Here is a 15,504-nt window from a genome sequence, read left to right as displayed (position 1 = left end):
AGTCATGGCACAGTAGGGCCTATGCGTCTCACGGTCCTCGGATGTTCGGGCAGTGTGGGCGGGCCGGGGGCGGCGTGCTCCGGTTACCTGCTCGCCGTTCCCGGAGAACAGCCGGTGCTGGTGGACTGCGGGCCGGGGGTTTTCGGTGAGCTGCAACGGGTGACCGATCCCAACGGCGTCGCGGTCGTCCTCAGTCACCTCCATGCAGATCACTGTCTCGATCTCCCGGCGATGCTGGTCTGGCGGCGCTACGCCCCGACGCCGGCAGTCGGGCGGGCGCCGCTCTACGGACCGCCGGGCACCGCGATGCGGATCGGCTACGGCTCCTCGGAGTTCCCGGGACAGATCGACGACATCAGCGACACCTTCGACGTCCACGAATGGCGCGACGGGCTCGAGATCACCCTCGGCGGCATGCGGATCAAGGCCGTCGGGGTCAACCATCCGCCGGCGACCTTCGGGCTGCGCATCACCGGGCCGCAGGGGCAGGTGATCGCCTACAGCGGCGACACCGCACCCTGCGACGAGCTCATCGACCTCGCTGCCGACGCCGACCTGTTCCTGTGCGAGGCGTCGTGGACCCACTCGCCGTCGGAGCGCCCGCCGGACCTCCACATGTCGGGGATCGAGGCGGGGGAGGCCGCGACCAAGGCGAACGTCCGCGCGCTGGCCATCACCCACGTCGCCCCGTGGACAGACTCGGCGGAGATCCTCGCCGAGGCGCGCAGCACGTTCTCCGGGCCGGTCGATCTCGTACACCAGGGCCAGGTCTTCGACCTTCTCTGACCGAGGTCTTCGCCGGTCGTTGTCGTCGGTGTTCTCCGGCTGTTGCCGAGCGCGGGGACGCCGGTCGATAGAGTTGAGCCGTGACCACACGAGCTGACGGCCGAGCCGACGACGAACTGCGCCCCATCAAGTTCACCCGCGGATTCACCAGCCACCCCGCGGGTTCGGTGCTGGTGGAGTTCGGGGACACCCGGGTCATGTGCACCGCGAGTGTCACCGAGGGCGTGCCGCCGTGGCGTCGCGGCTCCGGACTCGGATGGCTGACCGCCGAGTACGCGATGCTGCCGGCCGCCACCCACGAGCGCTCGTCGCGCGAGTCGGTGAAGGGCAAGATCGGCGGGCGCACCCACGAGATCAGCCGGCTGATCGGCCGCTCGCTGCGCGCGTGCATCGACCTGTCCGCGCTCGGCGAGAACACGATCGCCCTCGACTGCGACGTGCTCCAGGCCGACGGCGGCACCCGCACCGCAGCGATCACCGGCGCCTATGTCGCCCTGCACGACGCCGTGACGTACCTGCGAGCCGCGGGCAAACTGTCCGACCCGCAACCGCTTTCGTGCGCGATCGCGGCCGTCAGCGTCGGCGTCGTCGACGGCCGCGTCCGGCTCGACCTGCCCTACGAGGAGGATTCGCGCGCCGAGGTCGACATGAACGTCGTCGCCACCGACGCCGGGACCCTCGTCGAGGTCCAGGGCACCGGCGAGGGCGCGACGTTTGCGCGGTCCACGCTCGACACGCTGCTCGATCTCGCGGCGGTCGGGACCGAGAAGCTCTTCGAGGCGCAGCGCGCCGTGCTCGCCGAGCCGTACCCGGGCGAACTGCCGGGCCAGGGCTGATGGCGAAGGTCCTGCTCGCGAGCCGCAATCGCAAGAAGCTCGCCGAACTGCAGCGCGTCGTCGACGCCGCGGGGATCACCGGACTGGAGATCCTCGGCCTCGACGCGGTGCCGGAATACCCGGAGGAGCCCGAGACCGGCGCCACCTTCGAGGAGAATGCGCTCATCAAGGCCCGCTCGGGTGTCCGCGCGACCGGATTGCCCTGCCTCGCCGACGATTCCGGCATCAGCGTGGACGCGCTGAACGGGATGCCGGGTGTCCTGTCGGCACGCTGGTCCGGGCGCCACGGTGACGATCCGGCCAACAACGCGCTGCTCCTCGCGCAACTGTCCGACACCCCGGACGAGCGGCGCGGGGCGGCATTCGTCTCCGCGTGCGCGCTGGTGCTGCCCGACGGCACCGAGACGGTCGTGCGCGGGGAATGGCGTGGTCGAATCCTGCGCGAGGAGCGAGGCCCGAACGGCTTCGGCTATGACCCGCTGTTCGCACCCGACGACGATCTCGCCGCCGGACGTTCCTCGGCCGAGCTCACCCCGGAGGAGAAGGACTCGCTGAGCCACCGCGGCAAGGCGCTGGCGCAGTTGGTGCCGGTGTTGCGGGAGCTGGCTGGTTCCTGAGGTCGGCATCGCAGGTCGTACGACGGCCTTGCGAGCTCACGATGACGATCATTCAGCAGTAGGTATCGCCTGGCGATACCTACTGCTGAATCTGTTGTCGAGGCTTTTGCGGGGTGCCCGCGCAGCAATGCCCGGTCCGCGGACGAAGGCGCCCTTCAGGTCGCCGGTGACGGATCAGAGCCCGAACTGCGCCTTCACTTCCTTGGTCCGGATGTGCTCGACCCAGAAGGACAGGAACGGGATGGTGCCGGCGATCGCGGTGATGATCGTCTTGCCCACGCTCCAGCGGACCTTGATGGCCAGGTCGACGGCCATGATCAGGTACACGAAGTAGACCCAGCCGTGGACGATGGGCACGAAGCCCAGGGCCTTGTTGTCGAAGCCGTAGGCCAGGATCAGCTCGGCGACGAGCAGCAGCAACCAGATACCGGTGATCCACGCGAGCACCCGGTACCGCAGCAGGGCGGCCCGGACCTTCTCCGCCTGTGCGGCGGGGACGGGGGAGGCGGAAGCGGTCTCGGTCACTGGGTGCCTTTCGACGAGGGGGTGCTGTCGGTGGACTGGGACTCGGGGGCGTCGGCGGCACGCAGCTCGGCGAGGTACCGGTTGTACTCGATGAGTGCTTTGTCGGCCCGCGGATCGAGATCGGCGAGTGCCGCTGCGCTCGGCGTGGTCGGCCGCTCCGGGAGGATGCCCTCGGGGATCTCGTCCACCCGGGACTTCTCGGCGACCTTGCGCGCCTCTTCGGGGTCGCTCTCCAGGACGACGAAGCGGCGGTAGGCGTAGATCACGGCCACCGCGAAGGCCGGCCATTGGAGTGCGTAGCCCAGGTTCTGGCCGGTGCCCGACGCGGACTCGAAGCGGGTCCACTGCCACCAGGCGAGCGCAAGGCATGCCGCCGCGGCGACGACGGTCAGCACGATGAGCGCGGGCCGGTGCGTGCGACGACGGGGAGAGGACATGCCTTTCACGGTACCTGGCCTGCGATGATCAGAACGCGGCCGGTAGGGTGGTCGCCGTTACAGTGCGTCCGGCCCCGCCGGGCGCGTCTTGCGCGAGTGGCGGAATTGGCAGACGCGCTGGATTTAGGTTCCAGTGTCTTCGGACGTGGGGGTTCAAGTCCCCCCTCGCGCACCACGCCGCGGGCGTGCGGCGCAGTACGCCGGGTCCGTCATTTGGCGCGGGTGCGGCTATCTCAGCGTCGCGCTGTGTGCGACTTCTGCCGGTCCCGGTCGGTGGACGGCTCGGTAAACCATCGAGCTGCTCCAAACGCCCAGGTCTATCGTTGATCTTCATCGCGTTGTCGTGCTGATACGCCTCTCCTGACAGCTGCGCGCGAGCGGTTCCAGAGTCGCGCGTCCGAGCACCATAGATAAGTTGGGTCGAGTGATACGAGTCAAGCCACTTGATGCTCTGTACGTCTATTCCGAGTCCGATCGCGTGAGTTCGGCGATGGTCTCCGCATATGCGTTCGCAGAATCCGACGCGACCACGGAAGAGTTGGTTCAGTGGCTCGCCGACCGAGCTTCTGGGATTCCGGAACTCAGGCAGAGGATGGTCCGAGCCTATGGCGACATCGGAGATGCTTACTGGTCGGAGGCTCCGGCCTTCGACCCTCGTGACCACATTTCCGCAACGTCGGGCATGTCGTGGGATGAGCTTCGGATGCGAATCGCCGGCACACACCGAGTCGTCTTCGATTCTTCCCGACCTCTGTGGAGTGCCGAGATCGTCCGACACGTCGGCGGAATCGAACCGGCCCACGGGCGTGAGTGCGTGGTCGTCATCCTCAAGTGCAATCACGCGATAACCGACGGCTTGGGTTTTGCGGATGTCGCGAGGAAGTTGTTCTCGAGTGACGTTTCCAGTTGCGAGGTAGGGCAGACCGTCTCGCGTGGCACTGTCACAGCGCTCGAATCGGCACGACTGGTTGTCCGACCATTTCTTGTCCTATCCGACGTATGGCGTTTGCTGAAGACCAGCCGGCAGAGGTCGAAAGACAGACGAGCAGGTCTTTGGAGCATGCCGGATTTCGAGCCCCGCAGTTCGGCGGTCAATCAGGCCTGGAGCGGCGAGGCGGTCACCGAGGTCGTGTACGCGTCGGTTTCCGAGTTGCGGCAGGCGGCGAAGCGAATCGGTGAGGTCTCGGTGAATGATCTGGTGCTCGCTGCCATCGGTGGCGCAGCGGCAAGGCACCTCGGGGAAGAGCATCTGGCCGCAGCTGTGCCGATCTCGATCAGAGATATCTCCGCCGAGGCCCGCAATGCGACCGCGATTGCGATCGTCGACCTGCGCGTGGACCTACCGGCGGCCGAGCGGTGTGTCGCGATTCACGCGAATGTGGCCCGGGAGCGTGCCCGCTTTCGTCTGCCTTCGTGGGCGGAATCGTGCCAGCCGGACATCTTGCCCCGGCTTCCTGGATTCGTCTACCGAGGGCTTGCCGCCTGGCAGCGACGGTCGGGTGCGCACGCCAAGCCTGGATTCACCCAACTCAAGGTGAGCACGGTCTCGAAGGGGCCTGCAGATGAGTGGGTGTTGGCCGGTTCGCCTGTGGTGGCCAATTTCGGGGCACCCCCATTGGCGGATGGTCTCGGGCTCAACCATTCGGTCTCTCGCCTGGGGGACGTTCTGGGAATCGCTTTCGTGTACGACCCCAAGCAGCTGCCGGCGCCGGACGGCTACGCTCGGTGTCTGAGAGCAGAGCTCGCGGCGCTAACGGGCGCAGACGCGATGTAGGGCCACAGACAGACGATCGTGAGCGTGGCCTGGCCGTCCAGGTGTTCGGAGGCCTCCCCCTAGCGCCGGAATCAGGCGCTTGAAGGGCGCACCTACTTGAACTCGCCGTCGCCCCGACATGCAACGAGTAAGAAGTGCCTCGACCGGCGTTCTCGTGCGGAGGCGATGTGCGACTCAGGCCGAGATCAACTCCACCGCATCGTCATCGGCGAAGACGATGTCGTGGTCATCGGTCGATATCGCCCACCGGCGCAGGCGGGCGACGTGTTCGTGATCGATGCGCGCCTCGACCGGTTTGTCGCCCGGGGCGAGGTCGGCGAAGTCGTCGATGATCTCTCCCTCGCGTACCGTGCCGTCCTCGAGCGTGACGCGCACCCGCGACGAGACGTGCGGCTCATCGTCATCCGCGGCATCGGCGGTCTCCGCAGCGTCCTCGGGTGTCGTGACGGCGGCCACCTCCTCGGCGGTGATCTCGACGGTCTCGTCCTCTGCGTAGCCATCGGAGTCGTCGGCGGGCGACTCCGAAACCGCGGACTCCGGGTCGCTCGCCTGGGCCGCGGCGCTCTCCGTCTCGGTGTCGGTGCCGGCGACCTCGGTGGTGACGCCGTCCGCTTCGCCCGTAGCGGTGTTCTCGGCGGTTGCGTCGACGTCCACGTTCTCGTCCACGGTGCTCTGGTCGGGGGTGTCGGTGACGGCCGTGTTCTCGGCGGTTGCTTCGACGCCCACGTTCTCGTCCACAGTGCTCTGATCGGCGGCGTCGGTGACGGTCACGTCCTCGGCGGCCGCCGTCTCTCGATCGCCGCTGCTCTCCGGTGAGCTCATGGCGTTGCCGTCCTTCCGATCAGGATCTGGATACGTGCATGGTCAGGTACCCACTCGTGATGTGGTTCACCCGTACTAGCCCACATAGTAATAAATTTCCAGATTGTCATCCCGAACGGAATCGAATCGTTGCCGACGCACGGCGTCGGCCGTGGTTCTACGGCCGCAGTGCGTGAGTAGCCTCATCAGCGTGACCGCGCAACGTACCTCCGGCCAGCCACGCAGCGACGCATCCACGACGAAGGCCCCGCCCGCCGACACCGGCCATCCGCTGACCGACGACGCGGTCGTGGACGCGCTCGGCGCCGACCTCCGTGCGGCCGGCTACACCACCGACGGGGTCACCGAGTTCCTGGGCGACGACATCCACGACGCGCTGCTGCGCGGTGTCTGGTGGCCCGCGTCGACCGCCACCGAAGACGCCGATCGGGTCCCGCTGGCCACCATCATCCGACTGTTCCTCCTCGGCTCCGACGAACCGCGATCACGTGTCGCGCGGGCGTTCCCCTCGGCCGGAGTGGACGCGCTCGTCGACCAGGGTGCGCTCGAGAGGCTCGACGACGGACTTCTCCGCGCCCGCCTTGACATCCGGCCGCACGCCGACGACACCCACGATTTCCTCGTCGTCGCCGACCAGGATGCGGCGATGCGACCGGGCCCGCTGGCCCGCGACCACGTGCTCGGGATCGGTGCCGCGTCGTTGTCGCTGGCCCGAGCGGTGATCCGCGAACCGGCCCGGCGCGCGCTCGACATCGGCACCGGCTGCGGGATCCAGGCGCTGCACCTGAGCTCGCACTGCGAGGAGATCGTCGCCACCGACACCAACGAGCGCGCTCTCGCCCTGGCGCGCGCCACGGCACGACTCAACGGCATGACATGGGATCTGCGCGCGGGCAGCATGTTCGAACCCGTGGCCGGCGAGCGGTTCGACCTGATCGTGTCCAACCCGCCCTTCGTGGTCGGCACCGGCAGTCAGGACTACATCTACCGCGACTCCGGCGTCGTCGGAGACGCGTTGTGCGAGCAGTTGATCCGCGAACTCCCAACGCACCTGAACCCGGGCGGCACCGCGCAACTCCTCGCCAACTGGATCATTCCCGAGGGCGCGGACTGGCGCGACCGCCCGCGCGCCTGGCTCGAGGGCACCGGTCTCGACGCCTGGGTGGTCCAGCGGGAGGCGGCCGATCCCATCAGCTACGTGTCGCTGTGGTTGTCCGACGCCGGGGAGGACGAGCAGACCGCGACCCGTCGCGGAGCCGAGTGGCTGAAGTGGTTCGCCGACAACGGGATCGCCGCGATCGGGATGGGCTCCATCACCGTCCGGGCGCCGGAGGCGGGGGAGGACCGCCGACCCGACGTCGTGATCGAGGAGATCACCGGCGCCGGCGAGGAGATCACCGGTCCGGAGGCGCAGGCCTTTCTGGCGCGACGCCGATACCTACGTGAGACCTCGGATGCCGAACTGCTCACCCGACGGCTCTCGGTGGCGCCGGTCATGCTCGAGGAGCACTCCCTGCCCGGTGAGGACGGCTGGCAGCTCGTCGGCTCGGCCGTCCGCCGGCCCGGAGGTCCCGCAGCGGTCCTCGGCGTCGACGAGGTGTCGCGGGCGCTGCTCGCCGGCTGTCGCGGTCAGGTCCCGCTCGGTGCGCTGATCGAATTGCTGGCCGATTTCCACGGGGTCGATGCCGACGCGCTGGCGGAGGCGGCGCTCCCGGTGGTGCGCGAGGCGATCGGACGCGGAATCCTCTACGAGGCCACCTGAGTCGCTCGTCGCAGCGGGCCGCTCCGGACGTCGGTCACATCCGTGCGAAGCGGGTCAGCCAGTAGCAGTAGACGCCGTAGGCGGCGATGCCGGCGGCAGCCAGCAGCATCAGGACCTGACCGGCCGGCAGGCCGGACAGCGATTTCACCGTCGCGTCGAGGCCACTGGCCTTCGACGGATCCGCGGTCGCCACCGCGACGAGGACGAGGACGCCTGTCCCGACGAGCACGGTCCCCTTGCCGCAGTAGCCGATCACGCCGGCGACCGTCGCGCCCCGGTCGCCGGCGACCGTCAGGTCGTCGAGGAACTTGCGTCGCGCGCCCTTGTACACGTGGTAGCCGCCGACGCCGATGATGACGAGTCCGGCGACCACGACCACGAACTTTCCCGCGCCCGACTCCATGAGCCGGGCGGTGAGGCCGGCGTTCTGCTCTCCGCTCGAGGTGCCGCCGCCCATCGCGAATCGTGCTGCGGTCCAGGCGAACCCGACGAACACGAGCCCCACCGAGAATGCCTTGCCGCGATCGACCCAGTCCTCGAGGCCGTCGTTGTCGCCACGGCCGGGCTCGGCGGGGTGCGGTCCGACGATCGCCTCGGCGAACCGCCACAGCGCGAGTCCGGCGAAGGCCACGGCCGCCACCCAGAGCGCGATCCGTCCACCCGTGCTGTCGGCGAACATCCCCAGCGCGCCCGACTGGTCGGCGGAACCGCCGTCGCCGAATGCGAGGCGCACGATGATGTAGGCGATCAGGAGGTGGACGAGTCCGCTGACCGCGTGACCCGCGCCCGGCCACCCGCTCGAACCATGAACTGTCGGTGGCGCGGTCGACGGCGCCGGTGAGTGAGTTGCCGGCCATCGTCGCCGCCCTTCTGTCCGTGAGGTGCACGGTCAGGGGATACCCGGCGGCCGGGTCCGCTACACCCGCTGGTCGAGGCCGTTCGGGAAGGTTGCCGCGAGCGCCCGGGCCAGGTCGGCGATCAGATCGTCGGCGTCCTCGAGTCCGACGGAGAAACGGAGGTGGCCCCACTCGCGGAACTCCGCCGGGTAGGCGGCGACACGCGGCCCGTCGGGCCCGACGTGCACGATCAGGGACTCGTCGTGGCCCAGTGACACCGCGGAGGTGATCACCTCGAGATTGGCCACGAACCGGTTCTGGGTCGCCGAATCTCCGCGCACCGCGAACGCCATCATGGCGCCGAAGCCCCGGCCGTCGAACTGGCGTGCGGCCAGGTCGTGCTCGGGATGCGAGGGCAGCCCGGGGTAGCGGACGTAGGCGATGCGCGGGTCGGCGTCGAGGAATGCCGCCACCCGTTCGGCGGTCTGCTGGTGCTGGGCGAACCGAAGGGGCAGGGTGATCGCGCCGCGCGAGATGAGCCAGGCGTTGAACGGAGAGATGACGCCGCCCACGTCGACCATCGCCTCCGCCTTGATGCGGTCGATGAGCTCGGCCCGGCCGAGCACCGCACCGCCCATCGCGTCACCGTGGCCGTTGATGTACTTCGTCAGCGAGTGCACGACGAGGTCGGCGCCGTCGGCGAGCGGCCGGTAGAGCGGGGGAGGCGTGAAGGTCGAGTCGACCAGCAACAACGCTCCCGCCTCGTGCGCGATCCCGGCCATTGCGGCAATGTCGGCGACCTTGGTGGTCGGGTTCGCGATGGTCTCCACCGCGAAGAGCTTGGTCTCGGGCCGGAAGGCGGCGCGGACCGCGTCGTGATCGGTGACGTCGACGAAGGTCGCCTCGATCCCGTACTTCCTCGGCAGCAGCTCGGCCCAGAGTTTCCAGGTCGCCTCATAGGTCGTGTCGGAGACGACGACGTGGTCGCCGGTGGACAGGAAGGTGAAGAACACCGCGTGCAGGGCGGCGACCCCGGAGGCCAGGGCGACGGCGGCCTCGGCCTCCTCCAGCGCGGCGAGCTTGTCCTGCAGGGCCACCTGGTTGGCGCCGGTGTTGCGCGTGTAGAACAGCTGGTTGGTTCCCGACCAGCTCATCTGCTCGGGTTCGGGCGGCAGGTGGTAGGAGTTCGCCATCGTGATCGGCGTGCGGATCGACGGACCCGACGGGTCGTTGCCCGCATGGACACTGCGGGTCATCATGCCGTGGGCGTCGGGCCTGATCTCGTCGTTCATACGTGGGCTCCTGTCGTATGCAGCTGCTCGCCGGTCGGGGTCTCCCGATCGGGTCGATGTGCCGGCCCGGGGGCCGGGCCGGACGGCTTCCTCTGGTCGCCGAGGCTCCGGACAATCCGTCCGGGGACCCGGTGCAGCTTGTCGATGTGCATGAAGTGGCGGAACTCGGCCCAGGCCCAGCAGGCGCCGAACACCAGCAGCGCGACGGACTGCATGGTGATGTCGTCCCACGGGCGGTGCGCGATGTGGATGGGCACGACGACCAGCGCGATCGCCTGGATGACGTAGGAGTCGAGACTCCGGGTGCCGGTCATGACCAGCGGGCGCAGCCAGTCGTGGTGCCACCAGCGCAGCAACAGACGGAACACCCCGTAGAGGGCGGGGATCGCGAGATAGGCGCCGATCGCCCGTGCCGGACGGAAGTCGAGTTTGTCGGCGAGCTTCGGTTCGAGGTGCGCCCACGGTCCGGTGTCGATGCCGTAGTGGAAGAACAGCGCGACGGCCACCGCCACCGCGATGATGACGAGCAGCCATCGGTCGATGAATTCGGGGACGTCCCAGCGGGTCCAGTTCCAGCCGATCACCACCGACGGGATGAACATGATCTGCCAGCCGGCGACGTTCTGGATGTGGGGGGCCGCCTGGTAGGCGCTGAGATAGAACCAGTCCGGGGACCAGAAGAGCGACAGGACGTACAGCGCCAGCGAGGCCGCCAGGATCGGCGCCCACCAGCCTCGCTGCAGCATCGGGAACAGGGCGAACGCCGTCGCCATCAGCACCATGTAGAGCAGCAGGATGTTGCCGCCGCTCGGCAGGTACTGCATGGTCACCGACAGCCAGATCCCCTGCATCCAGCCGTCGATCGGCAGCAGCAGCGTCAGCCAGCGGTGTCCGGCCAGCGCGGCCGCGACCGCGACGAGCGCGATGAGCAACTGGCAGCAGTAGAGGACGGCGATGCGTTTGAGGAGACGGATGTAGGCGAAGCGCAGCCCGTACCGCGTGACCCAGCGTTGGTACACCAGGCCCAGGACGATGCCGGAGAGCATGACGAAGGCCGACATGCCGTCGACGTAGTTGAAGGAATGCGTGGGGGCCGCGAGCGCCGATTCGGTCGCGAAGTGCGCGGTGACCATGCTCCAGATCGCCACTCCGCGGGTGGCGTCGATCGCGAGATCCCGGTTACCGGGGCTCCGTTTCGCGGGCACACGGTTTGCAGACGCACGGTTGGCAGACATTGACCTGCACACTAGAACTCACCGCGGCCCGGAGTCATCCCGGGCCGCGGTGAGTCGTGATGGAGATCGCTTACGAGTACAGGTCGGCGATCGCCTCCTTGTAGGCGTCGTGGATCACGTTGCGCTTGAGCTTGAGCGTCGGCGTCAGCTCACCCGACTCGATGCTGAAGTCGGTGTCGAGGATCGTGAACTTCTTGATGGCCTCGGCGTTGGACACCTTGGCGTTCGCCTCGGCGACCGCGGCCTCGATCTCCTTGCGCAGGTCGGGGTTGTCGACCAGGTCGGAGATCGGGGTGTCGGCGGGCAGGTGGTGCCGCTCCAGCCAACCCGGGATGGCCTCCGCATCGAGGGTGATCAGGGCGCCGATGAACGGCTTGTTGTCGCCGACCACCAGGCACTGGCTGACCAGCGGATGCGCGCGGATCGAGTCCTCGAGCTGTGCCGGGGCGACGTTCTTGCCGCCGGCGGTGACGATCAGTTCCTTCTTGCGCCCGGTGATGAAGAGGTAGCCGTCGTCGAGGGTGCCGACGTCACCGGTGTGGAACCAGCCGTCGCGGATCGCGTCGGCGGTGGCCTGCTCGTTCTGCCAGTAGCCGCTGAACACCATCGGGCCCTTGACCAGGATCTCGCCGTCCTCGGCGATCCGGACGGTCACGCCGGGCACCGGGCGGCCGACCGAACCGACCTTCTGGTGCTTCTCGTTGTTCGCGGTGACGGCGGCGGTGGTCTCGGTGAGGCCGTAGCCCTCGTACACCGGGATGCCGACGCCGCGGAAGAAGTGGCCGAGGCGGGCGCCGAGCGGGGCGCCACCGGAGATCGCGCCCTCACACTGGCCGCCGAGTGCGGCGCGGAGCTTGCCGTAGACCAGCTTGTCGAACAGCGCGTGGCGCAGCTTCAGGCCGAGGCCGATCTTGCCGGCCTCCATCGCCTTGCTGTACTCGATCGCGGTCTCGGTGGCCTTCTCGAAGATCGAGCCCTTGCCGCCGTCGTAGGCCTTCTGCTTGGCGGAGTTGTACACCTTCTCGAACACGCGCGGCACCGACAGCACGTAGTGCGGCTTGAAGGTGGCGAAGAGATCGACGAGGTTCGCGATGTCGTTCGTGTGGCCGAGGATGACGCGGTTCTCGATGGCGGCGACGGCGATGATGCGCGCGAACACGTGGGCCAGCGGCAGGAACAGCAGGGTCTGCTTGCCCTCCTGCAGGCCGGCGCCCACGGCGTCGCGGGTGGCCGCGCACTCCGCCATGAAGTTGGCGTGGGTGAGCAGGACGCCCTTGGGGCGTCCGGTGGTGCCCGAGGTGTAGATGAGGGTCGCGGCGTCACTCGAGAGGGCGTTCGCACGACGGCGGTCGAGCTCGTCGTCGGCGACCTTCGCGCCGCGCTTGGCCAGCGTGGGCAGCGCGTGCTCGTCGAAGACGAGGGTCTCCTTCAGGGTGGACGTCTCGTCGATGACCCGGATGTGCTTGGTGTAGTGGCCCTGGTTCTCCACCACCAGCAGGACCGCGGCGGAGTCCTCGAGGATCCACTGCACCTGGTCGGGCGCCGAGGTCTCGTAGATGGCGACGGTGCAACCGCCCGCACGCCAGATCGCGTAGTCGAGGACGGTCCACTCGTAGCGGGTCGACGACAGGATCGCGACCCGGTCGCCGGGCTGCACGCCCGAGGCGATGAGACCCTTGGCGACCGCGTCCACCTCGTCGGCGAACTGCTTCGCGGTGACGTTGATCCACTGGTTGTGGGAGCGCTTGCGGAAGAGAGGGAGGGTCGGTCGCTCGCTCCGGTACTTCAGGATCGAGTCGACGAGGCTCGCCTTGTCGTCGATCGTCAGATCGGACGGGGTGGCGTACTGCTGCTGCATGGCACTCCTGTGTCGGGCAGACGATATGGGCATTTCGGGCACCGGCGTCGGGAAACACCCCGACCACCGGCCGTTGAGTGGAACTGACAGTACCAGTATTCGGTGTGATGCATCACACGTGCCACTCGAAGTGGTGTATCCGCAGTTCATCGGCGAGATGTGACGGGCTTGTGGCACGATGCCGAATTTCCCGGCCTGGGCGTTTACAGTTGATAGCGATGAATGAGACCCGTAGCGCATGAGCACTTCCGATCAAGACGAGCGCAGTGCGCCGGCAGACCCCGCAGTGACAGGCATTTCCGTGACAGAATCCCCGGCGGCAGCTTCGCCGGCCAGCACCACCGACCACACCTTCGACGATCTGGGCATCGAGCCCCGGGTCCGGGCCGCGATCTCCGACGTCGGCTACGAGACCCCGTCCCCGATCCAGGCGGCGACCATCCCGCCGCTGATGGCCGGCCGCGACGTCGTCGGCCTGGCCCAGACCGGCACCGGTAAGACCGCGGCGTTCGCGATCCCGATCCTGTCGCGCCTCGACACCTCCGCGAAGACTCCCCAGGCGCTCATCCTCGCGCCCACGCGCGAGCTCGCGTTGCAGGTGTCCGAGGCGTTCGGCCGCTACTCGGCGCACATGCCCGAGGTGAAGGTCCTGCCGATCTACGGCGGCCAGTCCTACGGCGTGCAGCTCGCGGGCCTGCGTCGCGGCGCGCAGGTCATCGTCGGCACCCCGGGTCGCGTCATCGATCACCTCGACCGCAAGACCCTCGACATCTCCAACCTCGAGTTCCTCGTGCTCGACGAGGCCGACGAGATGCTCACGATGGGATTCGCCGAGGACGTCGAGCGCATCCTCGCCGAGACCCCCGACTCCAAGCAGGTCGCGCTGTTCTCGGCGACCATGCCCAGTGCGATCCGGCGCCTGGCCCAGCGGTATCTGAACGATCCGCAGGAGATCACCGTCAAGTCCAAGACGGCGACCGCGCAGAACATCACCCAGCGCTATCTACAGGTGTCCCACCAGCGCAAGCTCGACGCGTTGACCCGATTCCTCGAGGTCGAGGAATTCGACGCGATGATCGTCTTCGTCCGCACCAAGCAGGCGACCGAGGAGCTCGCCGAGAAGCTGCGGTCGCGCGGCCTGTCGGCGGTGGCGATCAACGGCGACCTCGCGCAGGCGCAGCGCGAGCGCACGATCAACCAGCTCAAGAACGGCTCGATCGACATCCTCGTCGCCACGGACGTGGCCGCGCGCGGACTCGACGTCGACCGCATCTCCCACGTCGTCAACTACGACATCCCGCACGACACCGAGTCCTACGTGCACCGCATCGGCCGCACCGGTCGTGCGGGCCGCTCGGGCAACGCGCTGCTGTTCGTCTCGCCGCGCGAGCGCCACCTGCTCCGCGCCATCGAGCGCGCGACGCGGCAGGAGCTGACCGAGATCGGCTTGCCCAGCGTCGACGACGTCAACGCGCAGCGCGTCGCCAAGTTCGCCGACTCGATCACGCAGAACCTGTCGTCGGAGCACCTCGATCTCTTCCGCGGCCTCGTGGAGAACTACGCCCGCGAGCACGACGTCACGATGGCCGACATCGCGGCGGCTCTCGCCCTCGAGACCCGCGACGGCGGATTCCTCATGGCCCCGGACCCGCCGGAGTCCGAGCGCCCCGCCCGCCGCGAGCGGGCCCCGCGGCGTCCGGGTGCGAGCTACGCGACCTACCGCATCGCGGTCGGGCGCAAGCACAAGGTCTCCCCGGGCGCGATCGTCGGGGCCATTGCGAACGAAGGCGGTCTCACGCGCGCCGACTTCGGCAACATCAGCATCCGCGACGACTTCAGCCTCGTGGAGTTGCCCGACGATCTCGACAAGGAGACGCTGTCGCTGCTGCGGCACACCAGGATCGGCAAGCACCCGATCGACATCCGCAAGGATCTCGGTGCGCCCCGCGCACGGGGCGGCGCCAAGCGCAATGCCCACGGCGGCCGCGACAACTGGGGCAAGCGGCCGTCGCCGCGAGTCGCCGGCCGGGGACGCCGTTCCTGATTCGTCTCACCGGCGATCAGCTCGCTGACCTGCGGTTCTTGCCAATCTGCAATCAATCCGTAACCTGAGATGCGGGGGTCAACAGGAATCCGTTCCCGCGCGTTCGGGTCCCGTCCGGGGTCCGGCGCGGGCGGATCGGCAACGTTCGAGTGAACACAGGATTGGTGAGTCACCAGTGGCAGTGGTGAGTGCGATTTCAGCAGAGGAAGCGTGGGATCACAGTCGCGCCGGCAAGGCGGTCGTGGTCGATGCGCGTCCGCAGGTCGTACGGCATCAGGGAAGTCTTCCCGGCGCCTTCGTCGTGGAGCCCTCAGAGGTCCCCGCACGCCTGCGGCCGACCCCGACCGGCAGCTTCCCGGTGATCAAGGATCCGTCCGCCAAGGCGCGCGAGATCCGTCGCGACACCGAGATCGCGGTGGTGTCCGTCCGCTCGGAGGCCCCGCGTATCGCCGAGCAGATCGCCAAGCTCGGCTACACCAACGTCCACTACGTCGACGGCGGCTACCGGGCACTGCGATCCCGGGTCTGATCACCCGGCCCGCACCGGCGGTCCGGCCGCCGGCGCGGGCCGGGACCACCCGCACCGACGCCGCCTCTGTGCGCGAGTGCGGGGCGGCACTTCGTCGCCCGCCGGATGACGCGCACGCCGCATCGGCCCCCGTGTCCTGACCAGCGCCTTG

The 15,504-nt window shown here is 68.4% G+C and carries 13 protein-coding genes, 1 tRNA gene and 1 pseudogene; 8 read left to right on the top strand and 7 right to left on the bottom strand.

Features of this window, described 5'->3' with window-relative positions; all coding sequences use genetic code 11:
* Nucleotides 1–21: 21 nt before the first annotated feature.
* The 3 genes from E1P53_RS00655 (at nt 22) to rdgB (ending at nt 2,239) form a co-directional block, all read left to right on the top strand.
* The gene (locus E1P53_RS00655) at nt 22–786 is read left to right on the top strand and encodes a cyclic nucleotide-degrading phosphodiesterase (RefSeq protein ID WP_006899534.1); all 765 of its coding nucleotides are present in this window, start codon (nt 22–24) and stop codon (nt 784–786) included.
* Nucleotides 787–866: 80 nt separating this feature from the next.
* Nucleotides 867–1,622, top strand: a complete 756-nt coding sequence (gene rph, locus E1P53_RS00650; RefSeq protein WP_006899535.1) for a ribonuclease PH — start codon at nt 867–869, stop codon at nt 1,620–1,622.
* Complete coding sequence (gene rdgB, locus E1P53_RS00645; RefSeq protein ID WP_006899536.1) at nt 1,622–2,239, top strand: RdgB/HAM1 family non-canonical purine NTP pyrophosphatase; 618 nt, start codon at nt 1,622–1,624, stop codon at nt 2,237–2,239. Before rph ends, rdgB begins: the two co-directional genes overlap by 1 nt.
* A 174-nt stretch (nt 2,240–2,413) precedes the next feature.
* Here rdgB and E1P53_RS00640 read toward each other — a convergent pair whose 3' ends face one another.
* On the bottom strand, nt 2,414–2,764 hold the full coding sequence (locus tag E1P53_RS00640) for a DUF3817 domain-containing protein (protein ID WP_006899537.1): 351 nt from the start codon (nt 2,762–2,764) through the stop codon (nt 2,414–2,416).
* Complete coding sequence (locus E1P53_RS00635; protein ID WP_040526508.1) at nt 2,761–3,201, bottom strand: glucitol operon activator; 441 nt, start codon at nt 3,199–3,201, stop codon at nt 2,761–2,763. Before E1P53_RS00635 ends, E1P53_RS00640 begins: the two co-directional genes overlap by 4 nt.
* A gap of 90 nt (nt 3,202–3,291) precedes the next feature.
* On the opposite strand from E1P53_RS00635, the gene E1P53_RS00630 reads away from it, so the two are divergent.
* Nucleotides 3,292–3,376, top strand: a tRNA-Leu gene (locus E1P53_RS00630).
* A gap of 249 nt (nt 3,377–3,625) precedes the next feature.
* The gene (locus E1P53_RS00625) at nt 3,626–4,975 is read left to right on the top strand and encodes a wax ester/triacylglycerol synthase domain-containing protein (protein ID WP_131733175.1); all 1,350 of its coding nucleotides are present in this window, start codon (nt 3,626–3,628) and stop codon (nt 4,973–4,975) included.
* 174 nt (nt 4,976–5,149) lie between these two features.
* Here the strand turns inward: E1P53_RS00625 and E1P53_RS20370 are convergent, their stop codons facing one another.
* On the bottom strand, nt 5,150–5,797 hold the full coding sequence (locus E1P53_RS20370) for a tunnelling fold family protein (protein WP_165484378.1): 648 nt from the start codon (nt 5,795–5,797) through the stop codon (nt 5,150–5,152).
* A gap of 190 nt (nt 5,798–5,987) precedes the next feature.
* Here E1P53_RS20370 and E1P53_RS00615 point away from each other — a divergent pair, with 190 nt between their 5' ends.
* The gene (locus E1P53_RS00615) at nt 5,988–7,559 is read left to right on the top strand and encodes a DUF7782 domain-containing protein (protein ID WP_131733174.1); all 1,572 of its coding nucleotides are present in this window, start codon (nt 5,988–5,990) and stop codon (nt 7,557–7,559) included.
* A 34-nt stretch (nt 7,560–7,593) separates the two neighbouring features.
* On the opposite strand, the pseudogene E1P53_RS00610 reads toward E1P53_RS00615, so the two are convergent.
* From E1P53_RS00610 to E1P53_RS00595, 4 genes and pseudogenes are all read right to left on the bottom strand, one after another.
* A pseudogene (locus E1P53_RS00610) lies at nt 7,594–8,416 on the bottom strand (DUF1206 domain-containing protein).
* Nucleotides 8,417–8,475: 59 nt separating this feature from the next.
* Nucleotides 8,476–9,687, bottom strand: a complete 1,212-nt coding sequence (locus tag E1P53_RS00605; RefSeq protein WP_131733173.1) for a trans-sulfuration enzyme family protein — start codon at nt 9,685–9,687, stop codon at nt 8,476–8,478.
* On the bottom strand, nt 9,684–10,922 hold the full coding sequence (gene opgC / locus E1P53_RS00600; RefSeq protein WP_131733172.1) for an OpgC domain-containing protein: 1,239 nt from the start codon (nt 10,920–10,922) through the stop codon (nt 9,684–9,686). Before opgC ends, E1P53_RS00605 begins: the two co-directional genes overlap by 4 nt.
* Before the next feature lie 70 nt (nt 10,923–10,992).
* Nucleotides 10,993–12,780 (bottom strand): AMP-dependent synthetase/ligase, encoded by a 1,788-nt coding sequence (locus tag E1P53_RS00595; protein ID WP_131733171.1) that lies wholly within the window; start codon nt 12,778–12,780, stop codon nt 10,993–10,995.
* A gap of 238 nt (nt 12,781–13,018) precedes the next feature.
* Here E1P53_RS00595 and E1P53_RS00590 point away from each other — a divergent pair, with 238 nt between their 5' ends.
* Both E1P53_RS00590 and E1P53_RS00585 read left to right on the top strand, forming a co-directional pair.
* A complete protein-coding gene (locus tag E1P53_RS00590; protein ID WP_174320699.1) occupies nt 13,019–14,824 on the top strand; it encodes a DEAD/DEAH box helicase in 1,806 nt (601 codons plus the stop codon).
* 175 nt (nt 14,825–14,999) lie between these two features.
* Nucleotides 15,000–15,353: a rhodanese-like domain-containing protein gene (locus tag E1P53_RS00585; protein WP_006899547.1), complete on the top strand. Its 354-nt coding sequence runs from the start codon at nt 15,000–15,002 to the stop codon at nt 15,351–15,353.
* Nucleotides 15,354–15,504: the final 151 nt, after the last annotated feature.

Origin of the sequence: Gordonia paraffinivorans (genome assembly GCF_900683595.1) — a bacterium.
GTDB classification, from domain to species: Bacteria; Actinomycetota; Actinomycetes; order Mycobacteriales; family Mycobacteriaceae; genus Gordonia; species Gordonia paraffinivorans.
Note: the sequence above shows the minus strand (reverse complement) of the source record. Positions and strands in the feature narration are given on the sequence as shown.

What these genes read in the sequence shown, in the direction of transcription:
- E1P53_RS00605 (WP_131733173.1), bottom strand. Translation starts at nt 9,687, where the DNA reads ATGAACGACGAGATCAGGCCCGACGCCCACGGCATGATGACCCGCAGT.
- E1P53_RS00590 (WP_174320699.1), top strand. Translation starts at nt 13,019, where the DNA reads ATGAGCACTTCCGATCAAGACGAGCGCAGTGCGCCGGCAGACCCCGCA.
- E1P53_RS00655 (WP_006899534.1), top strand. Translation starts at nt 22, where the DNA reads ATGCGTCTCACGGTCCTCGGATGTTCGGGCAGTGTGGGCGGGCCGGGG.
- E1P53_RS00595 (WP_131733171.1), bottom strand. Translation starts at nt 12,780, where the DNA reads ATGCAGCAGCAGTACGCCACCCCGTCCGATCTGACGATCGACGACAAG.
- E1P53_RS00635 (WP_040526508.1), bottom strand. Translation starts at nt 3,201, where the DNA reads ATGTCCTCTCCCCGTCGTCGCACGCACCGGCCCGCGCTCATCGTGCTG.
- rdgB (WP_006899536.1), top strand. Translation starts at nt 1,622, where the DNA reads ATGGCGAAGGTCCTGCTCGCGAGCCGCAATCGCAAGAAGCTCGCCGAA.
- opgC (WP_131733172.1), bottom strand. Translation starts at nt 10,922, where the DNA reads ATGTCTGCCAACCGTGCGTCTGCAAACCGTGTGCCCGCGAAACGGAGC.
- E1P53_RS20370 (WP_165484378.1), bottom strand. Translation starts at nt 5,797, where the DNA reads ATGAGCTCACCGGAGAGCAGCGGCGATCGAGAGACGGCGGCCGCCGAG.